This is a genomic window from Providencia sp. 2.29 (assembly GCF_015832305.1).
Classification (GTDB): Bacteria; Pseudomonadota; Gammaproteobacteria; order Enterobacterales; family Enterobacteriaceae; genus Providencia; species Providencia stuartii.
In genome coordinates, this window is the sequence record NZ_CP065420.1 from 1,191,429 (window position 1) to 1,211,415 (window position 19,987).

At 38.8% G+C, this 19,987-nt stretch carries 21 protein-coding genes; 10 read left to right on the top strand and 11 right to left on the bottom strand.

The annotated features are described in order from the left end of the window. Together I3B46_RS05330 and I3B46_RS05335 are read right to left on the bottom strand one after the other, a co-directional pair. The gene (locus tag I3B46_RS05330) at positions 1-432 is read right to left on the bottom strand and encodes a DcrB-related protein (RefSeq protein ID WP_060560807.1); all 432 of its coding nucleotides are present in this window, start codon (positions 430-432) and stop codon (positions 1-3) included. 346 nt (positions 433-778) lie between these two features. Then, positions 779-2,431 (bottom strand): alpha-keto acid decarboxylase family protein, encoded by a 1,653-nt coding sequence (locus I3B46_RS05335; RefSeq protein ID WP_053110398.1) that lies wholly within the window; start codon positions 2,429-2,431, stop codon positions 779-781. Between the two features lie 290 nt (positions 2,432-2,721). Between I3B46_RS05335 and I3B46_RS05340 the strand changes: the two genes are divergently transcribed. Further along, the gene (locus tag I3B46_RS05340; RefSeq protein WP_004922790.1) at positions 2,722-2,991 is read left to right on the top strand and encodes a DUF1471 domain-containing protein; all 270 of its coding nucleotides are present in this window, start codon (positions 2,722-2,724) and stop codon (positions 2,989-2,991) included. A gap of 161 nt (positions 2,992-3,152) precedes the next feature. On the opposite strand, the gene I3B46_RS05345 is transcribed toward I3B46_RS05340, so the two are convergent. The 4 genes from I3B46_RS05345 to gltS all read right to left on the bottom strand — a co-directional run bounded on the left by I3B46_RS05345 (position 3,153) and on the right by gltS (position 7,152). Continuing rightward, the gene (locus I3B46_RS05345) at positions 3,153-3,503 is read right to left on the bottom strand and encodes a RidA family protein (RefSeq protein WP_004922788.1); all 351 of its coding nucleotides are present in this window, start codon (positions 3,501-3,503) and stop codon (positions 3,153-3,155) included. A 9-nt stretch (positions 3,504-3,512) separates the two neighbouring features. Further along, entirely contained in the window at positions 3,513-4,754 is a 1,242-nt protein-coding gene (locus I3B46_RS05350) for a D-amino acid dehydrogenase (protein ID WP_053110397.1), read from the bottom strand. Positions 4,755-4,810: 56 nt separating this feature from the next. Further along, complete coding sequence (locus I3B46_RS05355) at positions 4,811-5,716, bottom strand: LysR family transcriptional regulator (RefSeq protein WP_004922785.1); 906 nt, start codon at positions 5,714-5,716, stop codon at positions 4,811-4,813. 230 nt (positions 5,717-5,946) lie between these two features. After that, positions 5,947-7,152 carry a sodium/glutamate symporter gene (gene gltS, locus I3B46_RS05360; protein ID WP_000599533.1) on the bottom strand — a complete coding sequence of 402 codons (1,206 nt, stop codon included), beginning with the start codon at positions 7,150-7,152 and terminating at the stop codon, positions 5,947-5,949. A 443-nt stretch (positions 7,153-7,595) separates the two neighbouring features. Between gltS and I3B46_RS05365 the strand changes: the two genes are divergently transcribed. Genes I3B46_RS05365 through I3B46_RS05375 form a run of 3 tightly spaced genes read left to right on the top strand, consistent with a single transcriptional unit; the run spans position 7,596 to position 8,989 of the window. Then, the gene (locus I3B46_RS05365) at positions 7,596-7,916 is read left to right on the top strand and encodes an antibiotic biosynthesis monooxygenase family protein (protein WP_000562370.1); all 321 of its coding nucleotides are present in this window, start codon (positions 7,596-7,598) and stop codon (positions 7,914-7,916) included. Continuing rightward, a complete protein-coding gene (locus I3B46_RS05370; RefSeq protein WP_000460651.1) occupies positions 7,909-8,295 on the top strand; it encodes a hypothetical protein in 387 nt (128 codons plus the stop codon). The genes I3B46_RS05365 and I3B46_RS05370 overlap by 8 nt, the downstream gene beginning before the upstream one ends. A gap of 7 nt (positions 8,296-8,302) precedes the next feature. Continuing rightward, a complete protein-coding gene (locus tag I3B46_RS05375; protein ID WP_053110395.1) occupies positions 8,303-8,989 on the top strand; it encodes an ArsR/SmtB family transcription factor in 687 nt (228 codons plus the stop codon). Here I3B46_RS05375 and tetR(B) read toward each other — a convergent pair. Beyond that, positions 8,967-9,590 (bottom strand): tetracycline resistance transcriptional repressor TetR(B), encoded by a 624-nt coding sequence (gene tetR(B), locus I3B46_RS05380; RefSeq protein WP_163761954.1) that lies wholly within the window; start codon positions 9,588-9,590, stop codon positions 8,967-8,969. The genes I3B46_RS05375 and tetR(B) overlap by 23 nt on opposite strands. An 81-nt stretch (positions 9,591-9,671) precedes the next feature. On the opposite strand from tetR(B), the gene tet(B) reads away from it, so the two are divergent. After that, positions 9,672-10,877, top strand: coding sequence for a tetracycline efflux MFS transporter Tet(B) (gene tet(B), locus I3B46_RS05385; protein WP_053110393.1), 1,206 nt, complete (start codon positions 9,672-9,674; stop codon positions 10,875-10,877). Positions 10,878-10,989: 112 nt separating this feature from the next. Here tet(B) and tetC read toward each other — a convergent pair whose 3' ends face one another. After that, positions 10,990-11,583 (bottom strand): tetracyline resistance-associated transcriptional repressor TetC, encoded by a 594-nt coding sequence (gene tetC / locus I3B46_RS05390; protein ID WP_053110392.1) that lies wholly within the window; start codon positions 11,581-11,583, stop codon positions 10,990-10,992. 87 nt (positions 11,584-11,670) lie between these two features. Here tetC and I3B46_RS05395 point away from each other — a divergent pair, with 87 nt between their 5' ends. From I3B46_RS05395 to I3B46_RS05410, 4 genes are all read left to right on the top strand, one after another. Next, a complete protein-coding gene (locus tag I3B46_RS05395; RefSeq protein WP_004922753.1) occupies positions 11,671-12,603 on the top strand; it encodes a helix-turn-helix domain-containing protein in 933 nt (310 codons plus the stop codon). 83 nt (positions 12,604-12,686) lie between these two features. Continuing rightward, positions 12,687-13,091, top strand: coding sequence for a RidA family protein (locus I3B46_RS05400; protein WP_004922750.1), 405 nt, complete (start codon positions 12,687-12,689; stop codon positions 13,089-13,091). Between the two features lie 399 nt (positions 13,092-13,490). Beyond that, complete coding sequence (locus tag I3B46_RS05405; protein ID WP_014656610.1) at positions 13,491-14,642, top strand: lactonase family protein; 1,152 nt, start codon at positions 13,491-13,493, stop codon at positions 14,640-14,642. 64 nt (positions 14,643-14,706) lie between these two features. Next, positions 14,707-14,910: a hypothetical protein gene (locus I3B46_RS05410; RefSeq protein WP_014656609.1), complete on the top strand. Its 204-nt coding sequence runs from the start codon at positions 14,707-14,709 to the stop codon at positions 14,908-14,910. Positions 14,911-14,947: 37 nt separating this feature from the next. Here I3B46_RS05410 and I3B46_RS05415 read toward each other — a convergent pair whose 3' ends face one another. Then, the gene (locus I3B46_RS05415) at positions 14,948-16,291 is read right to left on the bottom strand and encodes an NCS2 family permease (RefSeq protein ID WP_053110390.1); all 1,344 of its coding nucleotides are present in this window, start codon (positions 16,289-16,291) and stop codon (positions 14,948-14,950) included. A gap of 24 nt (positions 16,292-16,315) precedes the next feature. Further along, positions 16,316-18,106, bottom strand: coding sequence for an adenine deaminase (locus I3B46_RS05420; protein ID WP_104872913.1), 1,791 nt, complete (start codon positions 18,104-18,106; stop codon positions 16,316-16,318). Positions 18,107-18,301: 195 nt separating this feature from the next. Here I3B46_RS05420 and I3B46_RS05425 point away from each other — a divergent pair, with 195 nt between their 5' ends. Continuing rightward, positions 18,302-19,216 (top strand): LysR family transcriptional regulator, encoded by a 915-nt coding sequence (locus I3B46_RS05425; RefSeq protein ID WP_004922734.1) that lies wholly within the window; start codon positions 18,302-18,304, stop codon positions 19,214-19,216. Positions 19,217-19,228: 12 nt separating this feature from the next. On the opposite strand, the gene I3B46_RS05430 is transcribed toward I3B46_RS05425, so the two are convergent. Then, a complete protein-coding gene (locus I3B46_RS05430; protein ID WP_040132372.1) occupies positions 19,229-19,735 on the bottom strand; it encodes a DUF2165 family protein in 507 nt (168 codons plus the stop codon). Positions 19,736-19,987: the final 252 nt, after the last annotated feature.

Here is a 19,987-nt window from a genome sequence, read left to right on the forward strand (position 1 = left end):
TTACCCTCTTGGTTGAAAGCTAAGCAGGAGGGTGTTCATCCACGCCCATTGCTCATCGTTAAAGGCGTTGGGGGATGACATTGTGAAAATCAGGGTTTGGGTATCACTGAAAGGGTAAACGGCTTGAATTTGATACACTTGCTGTTTCTTGTTGGGACGATAGCGTGAGCTGATGAGATAGCCGTGAATGCCGTCGAGTCCCAGTACAGAGGGCTTTTCTTCAAGGAGTTGCCAATCTTTCAGGGAGCGTTGTAACAGCTGCTTTTGACGAGCGACATAGTCATCAAAGGTTTCATCAGCGGGTTTGTCATCCCGAGAAATGTTAACCGCATTCCCTGTGGGGGAAATCAGGATATTGACGGTTTGTTCTTTATATCCATCGGGGAGGGTAACACTGCCTTCAGAAAAAACACAACGTGACTCAGTAATCATTCGTATCTCGCTTAAGTATGAATATTATTCTTTTTTAAATTATATAACCATTAAATTTCTCTTAATAATCGGTTATACCATATTAAGCCTACATACCTAAATGAAAATTTGAGTTATTCCAAGATAAATGTTAATCATAATTTTTTAAATTTCGATTTGAAATAACAATTAAATGAAATAACTAATTGATAATTAATGCTTTTTATCATGCTTCTGGCTTGGCGTTTTTTAAGAGGAGAACATTGCACAAAAATAAGGCAAAAAGAAAATGACTAATGCAAAAACTGGCAAGGTTTTGATTGTTTAATAACCAGCTGCCAGTTCTTATCATAATAGTTATTTCATATTAAGAAGAGTATAACGAATCTAATGCTCCCCGTAATTTATGTGAAAGCTCAGGTGCAACGTATTTATCAGTGACCACTTCAATGTAGGATGCAAAAGGGGATGACTCTGCATGATTGATGGCGATATCAAGTTCATTACAACGTGTTACCTTTTGGCAATTCCAATCATGACAACCTAATGCAGCGGGTAATTTTTCATAATCCCATTTAGCGATATCATTGTAATAAGCTTCCGGATCTTTGCATATTAAGCGCTCAAATAGATACCCATCATTATTGATAATGAAAATAATCGGTTTTAATTGAAAATGTGCAAACTGGCAAATTTCTTGTGCTGTTAACTGATGAGCCCCTTCCCCTGTAATTAAGATCACTCTGCGCTTAGGTGCTGCCAAAGCCGCTCCGAAAGCGGCGGCAGTAGACCATCCAATAGACCCCCACAAGGTTTGGTTACAGAATTGAACCCCTTTAGGAAGTTGTGCAAAGACTAAACCCATTAATGGGGTTCCTGTGTCAGTAAAAATAATATCATTTTCTTTAAACATCTTTTCGAATCGAGAATATAGATATTCAGCCGATATTGATTGATAGCCGGTGAACAATGATTCATCTAAGCGTTGAACTTTAGGGTGGTTTTGATGAAATGAGGGAATTCGCTCTTTCAATTTAGCGAGTACATCCTTCATATACACCTGAGAGTATACTGTAGAACCAATTTTGACATAATCAGGCATGATATTGATATGATATTCTGAAGGGATAGCGGCAGTAAAACAGCCCGTATTCATATCCGTCATCATTGCACCGATGCTAATAATACAATCGCTGCTTTCTATATATTCACTAACAGGGGTATTTATTAAATGTCCATAATAGATGCCCATATAATTAGATGCTGTTTCATTGAGTACCCCTTTATCCATAATCATGGTAGCATAAGGTAAGTTTGATTTATTTATTAGGGTTTGAAGCTCATCGGTTAATCCTAAACGAGAAGCTAAAATTCCCGGAAGTAGGCTAATTTTTTGGCTAGTTAATAGTTTATTTAAAATTACATTAATAACTTTGGTTAGGTTTTGATTATTACTTTGGGGAATATCAGTGCATACTGAATACCGTTTATTTGTATGAATAGGCATTTCAGCATAATCGGATGGAATACCGATATAGACAGGTTGGCGCTTAAATAAAGCGTATGTGATCAGCCGTTCTACTTCTTCAATACAATTTTCAGGGGTAAGAATTGCTTGCGCACAACTAATAGGTTGAAACATTTTATAGAACAGAGTGAAATCCCCATCTCCTAAAGAGTGATGAAGAATTTTTTTACTTTCCTGTGCACCGCTAGATGGCATACCTACCAAATGAAAAATAGGTAAATATTCAGCGTAAGAGCCCGCAATAGCATTGATAGCACTGAGTTCACCAACACCGAATGTTGTTGATAATGCAGCTATACCTTTTATTCGCGCATACCCATCTGCAGCATATGCTGCATTTAATTCATTACAGCAGCCAATCCAGCGCATTTTATTATTTTCACAAATGGCATCATTAATTGGAAATGAATAATCCCCAGCAACACCAAAAATATCGCTGACACCTATATCGTATAATCGAGTTAATAAATATTGTACCACTGTTTTTTTCATCATTTTCTCCATTATGCTTTTAAGACAGTCGGTAATGAATAATGAAATATCATTTGTAGATGAGTTTAAATGGAACTGCTCTATGTGATCGCTGTTATATAAATAAAATAATATAATAAAGCTTAAAAATGAGAATGTAGGGTAATCTTTTGTTTATTAAGAGCTAACAATATTTTCAATCTAGAAAGGAATAAACGAATTAGATAGTGTAGTCATTGACAGAACAAATATAAGTCATTAACGTTTTTTATTGTTTATAAACAAAAAATTATTGTTAAGGTGGCTTTATTATGAAAAAACTAAAAATACTTGTATTATCTTTTGCATTATTAAGTCCATTAGCGTTTGGGGCGACAGAAATTAATTATACAAAATCTCTGTATTTGAAATTTGCAGGCACGGTCAATGTTGTTATGAATGATGGTGTATCTGCTGATTATGTAAAGGCAATCTCTCAAAAAGCGGATGAGAAAGGTGCTGAATATTTTGTTATTACTTCGGTTGAGTCTGAAGGAAGTGGAAACGATGTTTCGGTAACGGCCAGCTTATATAAAAAATAATCATTAAACTAAGTTGTATCATTCACCCTTTATTAAAGGGAACGATGCAACTTAGTTGTTTTTTAGGTAGGGATTAACCTGTTGAGAGTGATATGCAAAGGTCAAACGCCCATGGAATATAAAGCGATTTTTAGGCCAAAGTATCGTTATTGAAATCGGCACTAACGTTGCGCAGCGGTTACCATGATTTCCACAAGCACTTGCTCTCTAGCCATATTTGCTTCAACGGCAGCACGTGCAGGGCTATTCTCTGTTGGCATCCATGATTCCCAAACAGCATTAAAAGCAGCAAAATCACGTTCCATATTTTTGATCCAAACTTGGGCTGAAAGAATACGTGTTTTGTCACTGTTACTTGCAGCTAATAGAGTATCTATTTTTGCAAGTACATCTTGTGTCTGAGCTGTGATATCACCATTTAAATCATTAGGAACTTGTCCTGATAAATAAACTAAGCCTGCATATTCAACGCTATCAGCTAAACGTGGCTTTGGATTATTACGTTTGATCATATTGTTGTATTACCTCGTTAATCCAGTTAAAGAGATGGGAGATGTTTCTCCTGAAACTAATTGGCTGAGAATTTGAGCGCTGCCAGCGGCTAAGGTAAACCCTAAGCTACCATGACCAATATTTAACCAAAGATTGTTATATCCAGTTTTGCCTAATATTGGTGGCCCTTTTGGTGTTGATGGACGTAATCCACACCATGTTTCGGCATCTTCAATATTTGTTACATCAGGGAATGTGTTTTTAATAATATTTTTTAAGGCAGAAATTCGGTTATCACGCAAGCCTGATTTGTCATAACCGATATCCACCATTGCGGCGATGCGAAGTTGCTGATTAAGTTTTGCATAAACAATTTTATTTCCATAATCAGTTACATTGATTTTAGGCACCACATGTTCTTTTTCTGGATAAGGAATAGAAAGGCTATAGCCTTTTAAGCCAAGCATTGGTACATGAATACCTAATGTTTTTAGCAGTTTCCTGCTTCCATTTCCGGCACATACAATGACATCATCGGCAGAAATTGTTCCTTGCGGAGTAATAACACCTGCAATTCGCTTATCATCTTTAATAAATGAAACAACAGAATGTTGTAAGCATAGTGTAAAATCTGCTTGAGTTGATAAATATTGGAGTAAGTTTTTACAGAATAAATAACAGTCTGCACTTTCATCATCAGGAGCATAAATTGCGCCCACTAACTGTGATTGAATATTCTTTAATGATGGCTCTAAGGCGGTAATTTCAGTCGGATTTAAAACCTTTTGAAATTGACTGTCGATGGTTTCGCAAGCTTTATTAAAGCTTTTTTGGTCACGGTGAATAATTAGTTTACCCGATTTTTCCCAAGCAAAGTCACCGATATCACCATTATTACGCCAGATATTCATGATCTCTTGGCTGAGTAAAGAGAGGCGTAGTTGGTGAGCACCATTAATTTTATTTGTTTTGCGATTACAAGCTAAGGTGAATTGAGTTAACCAAGCCCATTGTTGCAGGGAAAATTGTATTTTTAAATTCAATGGTGAATCATCTTTCCCCATCCAACTTAAACCTTGTAATGGTACTCCTGCATCTGCTAACGGCGAAACATAGCGATAGCTAAGTTGTCCGCCATTGGCGAAACTTGTTTGCATGCCGACATCAGATTCTGATTCTAATAAAGTGACGGCATGACCCGCTTTGATTAAAGCATATGCAGTACTAAGGCCAATGACACCTGCACCAATAACCACCACATGTTTTTTCATAATTATCCGCAACCAATAATAACTGAGGAGTTATTATTTAACGGCGAATAAGTTAACTAAACAATTGAGTTTTCATTGCCAGAGTATAACTTTTGGTTAACTACTTTATTTCTTTTTTCGAGGGTTAGTGACAAAGTATTTACATAGTTTTGAGCCGCTTTAGTCAATGGTCTATCCGCACGATGGAAAACTGAAACAGCTAAATGCAGATCCTCTTTGAGTGGATAGATCATCGATTTTGGTAATGTGTGCTCAGCAGAGAAAATATCAGTAATACTGCAACCTAATCCTGCTCGAACAAATTCAGCCGCCATGTGGTAGGTATGCACACTAATATTTGAAACCGAGAACTCATGGTATTGCTGTAATAATTGCGCTAATGAGTCTGAACCTGGATGTATCCAACGATCTTGGTCAATATCAGCTAATGAAACAGGACCTTCATGTTTTTGCGTATCAACATAAACAAGGGGAATTTCAGCGATGGGTAATACCGTAATTCCGCCTTCAATAGCCAAATTGAAACCAATACCAATATCAAGGTCTTGTTGGGTTAATAATTGCATGATATCGACGGTATGATGGGTGCCAATCGTTAATTTTATATTGGGGTGTTTTTTAATAAACAGAGCGGTGACTTCAGGTACTAAGTTTAAACCTAGGCTTGGTAAACAGCCAATCGCTAATTTTCCCTGAGGGTTTTTGGATAAATTTTGCGCTAATATTCTTAAGCGGTCTAAATTTCGATAAACTTCTTTTGCTTCATCAAAAAGCAGTAAAGCCTCATCGGTTGGTAATAATTTCCCTCTAATTCGTTGGAATAATACTAACCCTAATTGTTGCTCAGCATGTTTGAGTGCTTTACTCGCCGCGGGTTGAGAAATATGTAAAACTTCAGCCGCACGCGTTAAGGAACCACAAGTCATTACAGCATAAAAGATATCGAGATGTCTTAATTTCATTCCATGTAGCCTACTGATTATTTATTTCTACGGACTATTCTAACGAATAAAGTATAAATAATCAGATATACTCGTCATAATTCAAATTTTGGTTTAGTTGTCACGAGAATTAATTCGTAAACGTGCAAGCTAAATAGATTGACTAGGGGAATATACGGGGTAAGAAAGCGGCTCGGCATACTGCCCTATAATAAATTGTTAGGAGAAGTACGCCGAGTAGTGTGTAGCTATTAGGTAAAGTACGTACCAATTTCAATAAATATTTTAATTAAGATACTGTTTGAAATATCAACAATAAAGGCACCGACCATAGGAACGACAAGGAAAGCTTTATGTGATGGTCCAAATGCTTTTGTGACTGTTTGCATATTCGCAATTGCTGTTGGTGTTGCTCCCATACCAAAGCCACAGTGACCCGCGCTGATCACGACAGCATCATAATCTTTGCCCATCATTTTGAAGGTGACAAAGCAGGCAAATAGCACCATGACAACAGTTTGTACAGCAATGATAATTAATACTGGCCCTGCCATGCTTGCCAATTGACCAAATTTTAATGACATTAACGCCATTGCCAAGAAAAGCGATAAAGCAACGCTACCTAATACATCGACGGTCGGCTCAAACACTTCGTGTTTAAATACATGAGTCAGTGTATTACGGATAATAATACCGACAAATAAACACCAGACAAAAGTAGGCAGTTGCAGAAAAGTATCTTTAAACAATGCACTGATATAGCCACCAACAACAATACAGATAATCAGCATTGAAATGGTTTCAATAACGTTATTTGCATTGATTTTTCTTTTGACGCTTGGTTGCTCAAAAGCTTCAACGATAGTGTCGCGCTCTTGCTCGGTTGTTTTAGGAATAGAGACCTTTTTCAAAAGATGACGGGCAACAGGGCCGCCAACTAAACCACCCAACACTAATCCAAGTGTTGCACAAGCCATCGCTAATTCAACGGCGCCTGTTACACCATATTTATCAGCGAGAATAGGGCCCCATGCTCCGGCATTACCATGACCACCTGTTAGAGTAATTGAACCTGCAATTAAGCCAATAAATGGACTTTCATTCATCATGACAGCCATACTCATGCCGACAGTATTTTGAATGGCGATTAGGATCGTTACTGCAATAGTTAATAGAACTAACGGCTTTCCTCCTTTAATCAGTCGAGAAAAGTCAGAACTTAGCCCGATAGAGGAAAAGAATGTGAGCATTAATAAACTTTGCAATGAAGCATCAAAAGTAAACGAATAACCTGATGTTTTATCAATAATTAACAGAACAATTGCAACAATAAAGCCACCAACGACGGCTTCTGGTATGTGGTTTTTTTGTAGGAACGGGGTAAATTTTACGACAAACATTCCTATGAGTAGCGCGATACATGCGACTAATAATGTATAACTGGCATCTAGGATCATTTTTTTACCTCTATTAGTTTACCAGAATTTTCACTATAACAATTTAACAATAGTGAAAAATGAAGTTACTTTGGTTAACTAATTTTTAACAATGAGTTTTATTAGGGTATCCATAACTTTTAGTTAATAGGGTCATAATTTAAGTGTGATCTTAATCATGAAATATTAAAAAGGTTAAAATAACAACAATGGTATTTAATGATGGGTAAACCTGAATACCATGCGGGATCCGCACTATTTTCGGTGATAGCAAAAAATAAAAAAGTATAAATAATAAACAAAATTATAAGGGAAGGAGAACATGATAAGCGCAGGCCGAGCAATTTAAAGAAGTGTGATATACAACATAAAACAGCAGCATGACCTTTCTATATTTCGTTGCTTATCGAAGTGTTAATTTTCGGGTGGATTACTCTGTTTATTGATTAATAACGGAGAAAAATATGATTGCTGTAATATTTGAGGTGCAAATACAACCCGACCAACAAACTCGCTATTTGACTTTAGCTGAGGAGTTAAGACCACTATTAAGTCATGTAGCTGGTTTTATTTCAATTGAACGTTTTCAAAGTCTAGCTACAGAAGGAAAAATGTTATCGCTATCTTGGTGGGAAAACGAATACGCAGTTCTGCAATGGAAAAATCATGTTTTACATGCGAAAGCTCAGCAAGAAGGGCGAGAGTCAATATTTGATTTTTACAAAATTAGTATTGCTCATATTACTCGCGAATATTCATTTAAAAAGGACAAGGATAATGTTTGATGTTCATGTTGTTTTAGACAATCAAATAGGACAATTAGCATTACTAGGAAAAACATTAGGTAATAAAGGTATTGGATTGGAAGGGGGAGGGATATTTACGGTTGGTGATGAATGCCATGCTCATTTTCTTGTTGAACAAGGAAAGGAAGCTAAAATAGCGCTAGAGCAAGCTGGACTGTTAGTACTTGCGATCCGGACACCATTAATTCGTAAGTTAAAACAGGAAAAACCGGGGGAACTTGGCGAAATAGCACGAGTATTGGCGGAGAATAACATTAATATTTTAGTGCAATACAGTGACCATGCTAACCAACTGATATTAATAACGGACAATGATAGTATGGCTGCATCTGTTACGCTCCCTTGGGCAATAAAGTGAACTTGCGATGGCTAATTTAATACGAAAAGAGGTTACCTTTGAGTCCTCAATAGCCGCGATAGGGGCGGCTATGTCTGACATTTCACGAGTTAAAATACTCAGTGCTTTGATGGATGGGCGAGCTTGGACGGCCACTGAGCTAAGTTCTGTGGCGAATATATCAGCTTCAACGGCGAGCAGTCATTTATCTAAATTATTAGATTGCCAGCTAATCACAGTAATAGCTCAAGGCAAGCATCGTTATTTTCGGCTAGCAGGAAAAGATATTGCTGAATTGATGGAAAGTATGATGGGGATCTCCTTAAACCATGGCGTACATGCCAAAGTTTCCACGCCAGTGCATTTACGAAAAGCACGTACTTGCTATGATCATTTAGCTGGTGAAGTTGCCGTTAAGATCTATGATTCCCTTTGTCAACAGCAATGGATCACTGAAAATGGTTCAATGATCACATTAAGTGGTATTCAATATTTTCATGAAATGGGAATTGACGTTCCTTCCAAACATTCACGTAAAATCTGTTGTGCGTGTTTAGATTGGAGTGAACGCCGTTTCCATTTAGGTGGGTACGTTGGAGCCGCATTATTTTCGCTTTATGAATCTAAAGGGTGGTTAACTCGACATCTTGGTTACCGTGAAGTTACCATCACGGAAAAAGGTTATGCTGCTTTTAAGACCCACTTTCACATTTAAGTTGTTTTTCTAATCCGCATATGATCAATTCAAGGCCGAATAAGAAGGCAGGCTCTGCACTTTGGTGATCAAATAATTCGATAGCTTGTCGTAATAATGGCGGCATACTATCAGTAGTAGGTGTTTCCCTTTCTTCTTTAGCGACTTGATGCTCTTGATCTTCCAATACGCAACCTAAAGTAAAATGCCCCACAGCGCTGAGTGCATATAATGCATTCTCTAGTGAAAAACCTTGTTGGCATAAAAAGGCTAATTGATTTTCGAGAGTTTCATACTGTTTTTCTGTAGGCCGTGTACCTAAATGTACTTTTGCTCCATCGCGATGACTTAGTAAAGCACATCTAAAACTTTTAGCGTTATTACGTAAAAAATCTTGCCAGCTTTCCCCTTCTAAAGGGCAAAAGTGAGTATGGTGCCTATCTAACATCTCAATGGCTAAGGCGTCGAGCAAAGCCCGCTTATTTTTTACATGCCAATACAATGTAGGCTGCTCCACACCTAGCTTTTGGGCGAGTTTACGGGTTGTTAAACCTTCGATTCCGACCTCATTAAGCAGCTCTAATGCGCTGTTAATCACTTTACTTTTATCTAATCTAGACATCATTAATTCCTAATTTTTGTTGACACTCTATCATCGATAGAGTTATTTTACTACTCCCTATCAGTGATAGAGAAAAGTGAAATGAATAGTTCGACAAAGATCGCATTGGTAATTACGTTACTCGATGCCATGGGGATTGGCCTTATCATGCCAGTCTTGCCAACGTTATTACGTGAATTTATTGCTTCGGAAGATATCGCTAACCACTTTGGCGTATTGCTTGCACTTTATGCGTTAATGCAGGTTATCTTTGCTCCTTGGCTTGGAAAAATGTCTGACCGATTTGGTCGGCGCCCAGTGCTGTTGTTGTCATTAATAGGCGCATCGCTGGATTACTTATTGCTGGCTTTTTCAAGTGCGCTTTGGATGCTGTATTTAGGCCGTTTGCTTTCAGGGATCACAGGAGCTACTGGGGCTGTCGCGGCATCGGTCATTGCCGATACCACCTCAGCTTCTCAACGCGTGAAGTGGTTCGGTTGGTTAGGGGCAAGTTTTGGGCTTGGTTTAATAGCGGGGCCTATTATTGGTGGTTTTGCAGGAGAGATTTCACCGCATAGTCCCTTTTTTATCGCTGCGTTGCTAAATATTGTCACTTTCCTTGTGGTTATGTTTTGGTTCCGTGAAACCAAAAATACGCGTGATAATGCAGATACCGAAGTAGGGGTTGAGACGCAATCGAATTCGGTATACATCACTTTATTTAAAACGATGCCCATTTTGTTGATTATTTATTTTTCAGCGCAATTGATAGGCCAAATTCCCGCAACGGTGTGGGTGCTATTTACCGAAAATCGTTTTGGATGGAATAGCATGATGGTTGGCTTTTCATTAGCGGGTCTTGGTCTTTTACACTCAGTATTTCAAGCCTTTGTGGCAGGAAGAATAGCCACTAAATGGGGCGAAAAAACGGCAGTACTGCTCGGATTTATTGCAGATAGTAGTGCATTTGCCTTTTTAGCGTTTATATCTGAAGGTTGGTTAGTTTTCCCTGTTTTAATTTTATTGGCTGGTGGTGGGATCGCTTTACCTGCATTACAGGGAGTGATGTCTATCCAAACAAAGAGTCATCAGCAAGGTGCTTTACAGGGATTATTGGTGAGCCTTACCAATGCAACCGGTGTTATTGGCCCATTACTGTTTGCTGTTATTTATAATCATTCACTACCAATTTGGGATGGCTGGATTTGGATTATTGGTTTAGCGTTTTACTGTATTATTATCCTGCTATCGATGACCTTCATGTTAACCCCTCAAGCTCAGGGGAGTAAACAGGAGACAAGTGCTTAGTTATTTCGTCACCAAATGATGTTATTCCGCGAAATATAATGACCCTCTTGATAACCCAAGAGGGCATTTTTTACGATAAAGAAGATTTAGCTTCAAATAAAACCTATCTATTTTATTTATCTTTCAAGCTCAATAAAAAGCCGCGGTAAATAGCAATAAATTGGCCTTTTTTATCGGCAAGCTCTTTTAGGTTTTTCGCATGTATTGCGATATGCATAAACCAGCCATTGAGTAAGTTTTTAAGCACATCATCATCATAAGCTTTAAGTTGGTTCTCTTGGATCAATTTGCTGACAATGGCGTTTACCTTACCAGTAATGTATTCAAGGCTAATTTTTTCAAGTTCATTCCAACCAATGATAGGCATCACTTCTTGGATAGGGATAAGGTTTTTATTATTATCAATAATATAATCAAGATAATGTTCAAATATACTTTCTAAGGCAGACCAACCATTTTTTAAATCAGTTTTTGTTGTGATGTAGGCATCAATCATAATTAATTGCTGCTTATAACAGGCGCTGAGTAATTGTTTTTTATTTTTAAAATGATGATAAAAGGCACCTTTGGTCACCAACGCTTTTCCCGAGATCTCATCTATTGAAACAGCTTGATAGCCTTTTTCAACAAACAATATTCGTGCTGAGTTAACCAGTGATTGATAGGTACTCTTAAAATTTTCTTGTTGATGATTTTTATTTTCCATGATAGATCTAAAATAACATACCGTCAGTATGTTTATGGTATCATGATGATGTGGTCGTGACAATCTTAAGAACATTTAGGTTATTTTATGTATATTGAACAGCATTCTCGCTATCAAAATAAAGCTAATAACATCCAATTAAGATATGATGATAAGCAGTTTCATACAACGGTTATCAAAGATGTTCTATTATGGATTGAACATAATTTAGATCAGTCTTTACTGCTTGATGATGTGGCGAATAAAGCGGGTTATACCAAGTGGTATTTTCAGCGGCTGTTCAAAAAAGTAACAGGGGTCACACTGGCTAGCTATATTCGTGCTCGTCGTTTGACGAAAGCGGCTGTTGAGTTGAGGTTGACGAAAAAAACTATCCTTGAGATCGCATTAAAATATCAATTTGATTCCCAACAATCTTTTACACGTCGATTTAAGTACATTTTTAAGGTTACACCAAGTTATTATCGGCGTAATAAATTATGGGAATTGGAGGCAATGCAGCCACCTATCAATTTCGATATTGATTATTTAGCAATTCCTCAAATTGTTGAGTGTGAACAGTATACTTTGCATATTAAAGAGTATCAGTATCTATCTTCATTAGATGAGGTTGGATTATTGCATGAAAATATTAGGGGAAGTTTTTGGGATGATTTTTTTAAGGCGACAAATTTAAAAATAAAAGAATGCTATGTGTTGATCAATTATCAGAAAACAGAGAAAAGATCACACATGGTGCAAGTGAAATACCAGATTGGCTTAAAAGCAATAGATCCAATTGTTGATCACAACCAGTTTAAAGAAATTTATTTACCTAGTGGAAAGTACGCAAAGTTTTCATTTAAAGGCTCTTTGGCTGAATACCGTGATTTTAGCTTAAATCTTTATCTTTATTCTTTGCCTTCTCTAGGGTTACTTCGTCGTGAAGGGGTGGATATTGAAAAATATATTAATAATAAAGAAAATGTAGAATTACCAATAAAAGAAATTGAAATAGAATATTTTGTGCCAATTTACTAACACTGAAAACTAGTTTGTTCAAGCTTTGTTTAAATATGAAAAGGTATTTTATTCAAAATACGATTATTTTAAAATGAGATAATATGTCAAAAAAATCAATTAATCCTTCATCTGTTTTTAATTCATTGCAGTATGGATTTAGTCAAGCTATTGAAACTACAGGTACTCGGCAGCTTTTTCTCTCTGGGCAAGTTGGTGTTGATGCGAATCAACAAACCGTGGCTGGTGGTATTTATGAGCAAACCATTCAAGCAATTAAAAATATCGAGTATGTCCTTAAAGAAGCCCACGGAACGCTGAATGATGTTGTTATGCTGCGGATTTATATTAAGCAAGGTTGTGATAGTGATGAAGAGCAAAATGCGATATCTCAGGCACTAAAAGAAAAGTTTACCTCGGCGCCACCAGCATCATCTTGGGTGATCGTTACGGGGTTATCATTGCCAGAGTGGCTGATTGAAATTGAAGCCCATGCAGTGCTTAATTAAATGAGATTAACCGATAATATTAATTATCGGTTTTCGCCAACTCAATAAAATCTAGGTGAAATACAGACTGTTATTGATGATTAAATAATGATGATTTTTGTTCAATAGCGCGACGCTTATCTCAAAAATAAAAATACATACTAAAGTTAAATTACCTATCCAGATTGATTTTAAAATTCAATTTTATCAACAAAGCCAGTTGTTAATGTGTAACACCAGCTAAGTGGAAATGGATAACGCTAGTTAGTAGATTATTTCCACGAGAAAATGGAAATAATGTGGCTGCACAGTCATAGATGATTTTTCTATTCTACCAATGTAGTGGTTAAGTTTAATACTCATATTCGGTCATATACCAAGATATGAGCGTGTATTGTTATTTAACTAGGAAAATTTATCATGGCAAATAAGTTATCTATCTGGGCGGCGTCATTTATGTTTGCGAGTACTTCTTTGGTAGCCGCTCCTCAATTTGCGTGGGTTGGAACTTATAGCCCTAATGGTGAAGGAATATATCGTTTTGATATCGATAATCAAACGGGGCAATTAAGCCGTAAAGTTTTAGCCGCTCCACTTACAAATGCTGCACAATTGGTTTTATCAAAAAATGGTAAAGTGCTGTATGCAGGGAGTGAAACAGAAAAGGGAACGGTTCATGCATGGCAGGTTAAGGATAATGGGGAGTTACAGGCGATAAATAATGTTTCATCTGGAGGGGATGGCCCTGTTTATTTATCGATAACCCCAGATGGGCGCTACTTATTGGTTGCGAATTACCATAGTGGTGCTGTGTCGGTGCTTCCTATTCGAGATGATGGCGGTCTATTACCTGCAAGTGAAGTTATTCAACATGATGGTCCTGCTGGAGCCGCCTATCCTGAAGCGGCAGTTGAGGGGAGCTTTGCAATCAGTGATCATAACGGGCCTCATGCTCACATGATAGCAACCGACCCTTCAGGGGAATATGTGTTTACCACAGATCTCGGTCTTGACCGCATCTATCAATATCGCTTTGATGGAAAGAATGGAAAATTAATTGCAAATGATCCCCCATACATTATGGCATCATCAAAAGGTGCTGGCCCTCGCCATTTTGTTTTTTCTAAATTAGGAGACAGAGTTTGGTTGGTTAATGAAGAAGCATCAACATTGACTGAATATCAATTTGATAAACAAAAAGGTACTTTAAAAGAGAAGGCGACAGTTTCGACGTTACCTGAAAATTATAAAGGCACAAATTTTATTTCGGGTATTGTAGAGAGCCAAGATGGTAAACATCTCTATGTTGGAAATCGTTTACACAATAGTGTTGCACATTTTAGTATTAATGAAGAGGGTTCACTCAGCAAAGTATCACAAACATGGACACGAGGGGATTACCCAAGAACATTAACATTGTCTCCAGACGGTCAATATTTATATGTTATGAACCAACGTAGTGACAATATTACCCGTTTTAAGGTTGAACCGAATACAGGGGAATTGGTGTTTGTTGATGACTATGTACCGATTGGCGCCCCTTCACAAATGGTCGTCAGTGAGACAAAATAACTTACAGGTTTTATTGGTGGTGCTAATAAGTGCGATCAATGCGAGTTGAGAAAAGGAAATTGCAATGTCCGGTGAAAAATTAGGGAATGAACGTATTCGAAGTGCAACAGGGAATAATAAGCGTCTGTCACGGCTCGAAATCAATGAAATTAAGCGTGCGGTTGAAATTGAAAATTCAATCAGTAAGCGTCAAGGTAAACAGCCTAAACAACCTCAAATTGTGCGTTTTCACTGTGGCTGTAATTGCTTTTCAATTAAGGTTGATTAATGGGAAAGCACCCAACAGTTGTTGGGTGCTTATATGATCAGTGTTTGACCAGCGTAGAAAAATAGTAGACGAGTGGTACAGCTAATACCCATAAGCTGATAGGGATCTCTCTCCATTTCCCTGCAACAGCTTTAATCAGAATATAGAACAGTAGGCCACCTGCAATACCCGTACCGAAACTATTGGCGATCAATGTGATCATCACCATCATTAAAACAGGTAAACCATCCGTAAAGTTTGCAAGGTCAACTTTACGTAGTCCACTGAACATATTTAGTCCAATCAAAATTAATGCAGGCGCGGTGGCTTGCGCTGGGATCATTAAAGCAATTGGTGTAAACAGTAGCATTAATAGGAACATAAAGGCCGCTGCAAGAGCCGTAAGTCCCGTTTTACCGCCGGCTTCCGCAGCCGCTGAAGACTCAATTAAAGCGGTTGCCGCAGGAATGCCTACCCATGGGCCGAGTGCGGCTGCAATTGAGTCAACGATAAATGGGCGGTTAATGTTCGGCATATTGCCTTCTTTATCAAGTAACCCCGCTTCACCACCGACAGCCAGTGTCGTGCCCATCGTCGAGAAAAATTCAGCGGCAAAAAATACAAATAAAAAGGGTAAGAAGGCGATGTTTAAGGCGCCAATTAAGTCAACCTCTCCGAATACAGGGCCTACTGAATGAGGAATACCAATAAAGCTATCGGGTAATTTTGTGACTCCAAAAGGAATACCTATAACGGTGGCAAATAAAATTGCCCATAAAATAGCTCCGGGTATACGTCGTGCTTGCAAGGCGATGGAGACAAAGAAACCAGCCAAAGCCACTAATGCCCCCGGTGATAAAAAATCACCTAACATCAAGGCGTTGGTTTTAGGGTTAGCAAGTACTAAACCTGCATTTCGAAAACCGAGAACGGCAACAAATAAACCGATAGAGGCGGTTAGCCCAAGTTTGATCGATTGAGGAACCGAGCGAGTGACAACTTCGCGTAAACCAAATTTAGTGAGCAGGAAGAATAAAATGCCTGACCAACAAGCTATGCCCAAACCAATTTGCCAGTTAATCCCTTCGCTACCTGCAAGTGTGATACCTACCAGTACAGAGCCGCCAATGCCTGGTCCAACGACGAAAGGAAGGTTGGCATAGAAAGCCATTAGCAGACTCGCCAGCACAAAAACAATGATCGTGCCTGTTGTTGCGGCACCTTTATCCATTCCCCCAGCGGCGAGCAGCCCGGGGATCACAACTAACAAATAAGCGGCAGCAAGAAAACCTGTTACCCCTGCTAAGAACTCTGTTCTGACGGTGCTCCCTCGAGCGCGCAATGCAAAACGTTTTTCTAGCCAACTCCCTGATGTTGGCGCATTAATCATATTGTCAGCCATAAATTGGCTCTCCTATCATTATTATTAATTATTGTGATTGTGCGAGTGTTTACTGGTTTGAATCACGGGATCAACAATTTGTCGCGTTGTACCGTCAGTCAACCCTAGGTCAGTCAAATGAGGGCCTGCATTACAGGCAAGACAGGTGCCTTCAATAGCTTTAAAAACACGATAAGGCGGCTCCCAATCGGCTATTTCACTGCTAAGCTCTCGTAATTGACGAAACTGTTCGGCAAGCTGTTTTGCAGGCAGATCGGATAGCATGCCAGCAATTGGCATCGCAACGTGAGCGAGGACTTTACCGTTTTGAACTAAAGCCATGCCACCGCCACTTTCGATAAGCAAATTAGCCGCGTGTGCCATATCTTCTGCATCACGACCCAATACAACTAAATTGTGAGAATCATGTGAGTAGCTGGTTGCGATAGCACCGCGTAATTCACCCCAGCCTTCTAATAGTGCAATTTGTGGCTTGGCATCATGGCGTCCATGGCGATGTTGTACGCGGATCAAGCTAAAGCCATTCGGTATTTGAACTTTGCCATCGGTAATTTGCACATCAATTTCACCCCATTGTGTGAAGCGAGCTCCTCGAATATGGCGTAATCGAGCACTGCCATTAATAATATTATCAATTTGTAATGTGCAATCAGCGGCTGTGATAGGTGACAGACACATGGTATCTCTAGGTGGTAAAACGGTTTGATCTGTGGCTAGTGATTTAAATAGTTTTCCATCTTCGGAAATTTGCTGACCTGCAACATACACGCGGTGTGCTTGTAATTTTTTGAGTGAATCAAAGACCACCAAATCAGCGCGACGCCCTGCGGCAATTAACCCCAGATCGTGACGTTGTAAGCGAATGGCTGCATTTAAGGTTGCAAAACGGAGTACATCTGTCGCTTGCATACCATGCTCAATTAATAGATTCAGTAGGGCAATGATCCCCCCTTTTTCGATTAAAATATCAGGTGGAACATCATCGGTGCATACGGTGATTTGTGATGAGAGATGAGGTAGCTTTTGCAACTCAGCGACGATGTCTGGCAATAGATAAGGGTGAGAGCCACGAATTTCGAGTGTTAAACCAGCTCGCAATTTCTCTAAAGCATCTTCTGCTGAGGTAAGCTCATGATCAGATGTCACGCCAGCAGCGAGGTACGCTTGTAAATCGGCTCCTTTTAACCCTCTAGCATGGCCTTCAATGAGTTTCCCCGACGTAAGCCCCGCGTTTAAAATCTCCTCCATTCGTTCACTACCATGAAGAACGCCGAACATATCCATCACTTCTGCAACACCATGGACCTCTGGCCAACTTAACATGGTTGACATTTCTTTTCCGGCAAAGTCGGCTCCTGACATTTCAAGGCCTGGTGTTGAGGGAACAGAGGAGGGGGCAGCTACCATGACATGCAGCGGTAAATTGCGGCTTGCTTCAATCGCATAACGGATACCTTCCAAGCCTAATACATTAGCCAATTCATGGGGATCCCAAAATACCGCGGTGGTTCCTTGTGTTAGCACTATTTCGGCGTAACGCACGGGAGGAAGATGGGAGCTTTCTAAGTGAACATGTGTGTCAATCAGCCCTGGTGAAATAAAATACCCGTTAAGGTCATGGATTTCCTTGGCATCACTTCGGCTTCCTGTTGGGTGGACACTCGCAATGAGTGAATCGACGATACCAATATCGGCGGCACGGATCTCGCCAGTGACCATGTCGACAATATTGGCTTGTGTGAGAAGCAGGTCAAAAGGGATTTCACCTTTTGCCGCTTGCACTGCTCTGCGTCTGCTGTAGTTGGTTTCGCTCATAAAATACCATCAATAAATGATCCTTTGCTGCTACTTTATGAGTTACGCAAACGTTTGCCAAGATGATAAAACTTATCAGATCATAAGAAAGGGTTATAATGGTGAATAAGAGCATTAAGGCTAGGTTAGGCTTTGTATGGTTAATTAGAGGGTTATAACAACGCCTTATCATAAAATAGAGTGTGAATAGAGAACATGAGTGAACCATGGCAGCGCCTGCCTGCATTGACGTTAAAACAGATACAATATTTTGTGACTTTGGCACATTTAAGGCATTTTACTGATACAGCGAGCCGACTAGCCATTAGTCAACCTGCGTTGAGTAGTGCATTACGTCAAATTGAAAGTGTGATTGGAGGAAAACTAGTTAATCGAACCGCTTCCTCTGTAACGCTAACAGAGCTTGGTGCTGCTATTTTACCGCATGCTGAACGTATACTGAGTGTTTCACACCGTGCTTTTAGTGATATTCAACAGATAATTGACGAAGGCGGAGACGGCACGTTGCGTATTGGCTTGGTGCCTTCCGTGAGTTCACTACTTTTTCCTGATGTGCCGACACAACTTAATTTGCACTTTCCTCGGCTGAATGTGGAGTTTTACGATAAAACCAATGATTCATTAGTTTCTCAATTAATGAATAATGAGATTGATTTTGGGGTTGGTGTATTAGACAGCTCAGTCCCTAGAGAGTTACAACTGTTTACGTTACAAGATGACCCTTTTGTCGCAGTCGTACATCGAGAAGATGTATTAGCGGGAGGCTTCCATTTGCCTTGGAAAATGCTTAATAATCGCGATATTGCGGTGTTTTCTAAAGGCAACATCCAACGTTTAGTGTTAGCCACATTGGAAAGCCACCGCTTAAAGCCCAATATTCGTTATCAAGTTGATTACATTGAAACGCTATATGGCTTAGTCCGTTCTAAATTGGCGATTGCTATTCTTCCTCACCTTTATACCGTACATTTACGCGACCCTGACTTAATGGTTTTGCAGTTACAGCAACCGGCATTGACTCGCACGGTGTCTTTGATGCGAACCAGCCAAATCTTAACACCAATGGTAGAATCCGCATTTACAGTGCTGCTTAAGACACTGAAAGCATAAGCTGCTTTTTAATTACTCATGCGGTTTTTCATCATCGCTGTCACGAGCCGTGACATACATGAGTACCAACAAAATGGTAATAAAGAAACGGAATGCATTGGGTATACCGTTCCATTGTTTTGACATCCACATTGCAAACCATTCACCCCCAATAGACATAAATGCGACTTGCCATAATAAGAATGCCAGTGTTAATCCGATAATTGCCCATTTTTTGCTTTGATTAAAAGCCACAGCATTTTTGTTGATATTTTTAAATAAGATGAAAGCTCCCCACCAACAAATGAGAGCCGCAATAATTTCAATACTAATAATAGTGATATAGACAAGATGGTGAAAGGGAGGTGAATTGATAGCCCGATACTTCACATTTGCATTAGGGAATATTGCATCCATTGTTAGGACATGCTGTACAAATAAAAAATTTGTGTTGTAATCGGTTAAATTATTAAAGGCAGTAAATGAAATGAATAAGGCTATAGCACAAACACAGAGTGATTTTGATAAACGAATTATCATTTGTTTCCCTTAAGTTATTTTTCATCGTTTCATCCGTTGATAATTCGACAAGATAGCATCATTGACAAATTGCCGCTATTAACCATAGTAAATATCAGACAATATTCATCATATTGGCGACTTATTCTAAATAAGATAAATATTGAATATAAGTGCTATAAATATTATGAAGAAGGTAGGCGGTTTAGCTTAGTTTAAAATATGTTTCTATTTTTAATATGCTAATATTTTTCTATTAGAAAATGATAATAC

What these genes read in the sequence shown, in the direction of transcription:
- I3B46_RS05330 (WP_060560807.1), bottom strand. Translation starts at nt 432, where the DNA reads ATGATTACTGAGTCACGTTGTGTTTTTTCTGAAGGCAGTGTTACCCTC.
- I3B46_RS05335 (WP_053110398.1), bottom strand. Translation starts at nt 2,431, where the DNA reads ATGAAAAAAACAGTGGTACAATATTTATTAACTCGATTATACGATATA.
- I3B46_RS05340 (WP_004922790.1), top strand. Translation starts at nt 2,722, where the DNA reads ATGAAAAAACTAAAAATACTTGTATTATCTTTTGCATTATTAAGTCCA.
- I3B46_RS05345 (WP_004922788.1), bottom strand. Translation starts at nt 3,503, where the DNA reads ATGATCAAACGTAATAATCCAAAGCCACGTTTAGCTGATAGCGTTGAA.
- I3B46_RS05350 (WP_053110397.1), bottom strand. Translation starts at nt 4,754, where the DNA reads ATGAAAAAACATGTGGTGGTTATTGGTGCAGGTGTCATTGGCCTTAGT.
- I3B46_RS05355 (WP_004922785.1), bottom strand. Translation starts at nt 5,716, where the DNA reads ATGAAATTAAGACATCTCGATATCTTTTATGCTGTAATGACTTGTGGT.
- gltS (WP_000599533.1), bottom strand. Translation starts at nt 7,152, where the DNA reads ATGATCCTAGATGCCAGTTATACATTATTAGTCGCATGTATCGCGCTA.
- I3B46_RS05365 (WP_000562370.1), top strand. Translation starts at nt 7,596, where the DNA reads ATGATTGCTGTAATATTTGAGGTGCAAATACAACCCGACCAACAAACT.
- I3B46_RS05370 (WP_000460651.1), top strand. Translation starts at nt 7,909, where the DNA reads ATGTTTGATGTTCATGTTGTTTTAGACAATCAAATAGGACAATTAGCA.
- I3B46_RS05375 (WP_053110395.1), top strand. Translation starts at nt 8,303, where the DNA reads ATGGCTAATTTAATACGAAAAGAGGTTACCTTTGAGTCCTCAATAGCC.
- tetC (WP_053110392.1), bottom strand. Translation starts at nt 11,583, where the DNA reads ATGGAAAATAAAAATCATCAACAAGAAAATTTTAAGAGTACCTATCAA.
- I3B46_RS05395 (WP_004922753.1), top strand. Translation starts at nt 11,671, where the DNA reads ATGTATATTGAACAGCATTCTCGCTATCAAAATAAAGCTAATAACATC.
- I3B46_RS05400 (WP_004922750.1), top strand. Translation starts at nt 12,687, where the DNA reads ATGTCAAAAAAATCAATTAATCCTTCATCTGTTTTTAATTCATTGCAG.
- I3B46_RS05405 (WP_014656610.1), top strand. Translation starts at nt 13,491, where the DNA reads ATGGCAAATAAGTTATCTATCTGGGCGGCGTCATTTATGTTTGCGAGT.
- I3B46_RS05410 (WP_014656609.1), top strand. Translation starts at nt 14,707, where the DNA reads ATGTCCGGTGAAAAATTAGGGAATGAACGTATTCGAAGTGCAACAGGG.
- I3B46_RS05415 (WP_053110390.1), bottom strand. Translation starts at nt 16,291, where the DNA reads ATGGCTGACAATATGATTAATGCGCCAACATCAGGGAGTTGGCTAGAA.
- I3B46_RS05420 (WP_104872913.1), bottom strand. Translation starts at nt 18,106, where the DNA reads ATGAGCGAAACCAACTACAGCAGACGCAGAGCAGTGCAAGCGGCAAAA.
- I3B46_RS05425 (WP_004922734.1), top strand. Translation starts at nt 18,302, where the DNA reads ATGAGTGAACCATGGCAGCGCCTGCCTGCATTGACGTTAAAACAGATA.
- I3B46_RS05430 (WP_040132372.1), bottom strand. Translation starts at nt 19,735, where the DNA reads ATGATAATTCGTTTATCAAAATCACTCTGTGTTTGTGCTATAGCCTTA.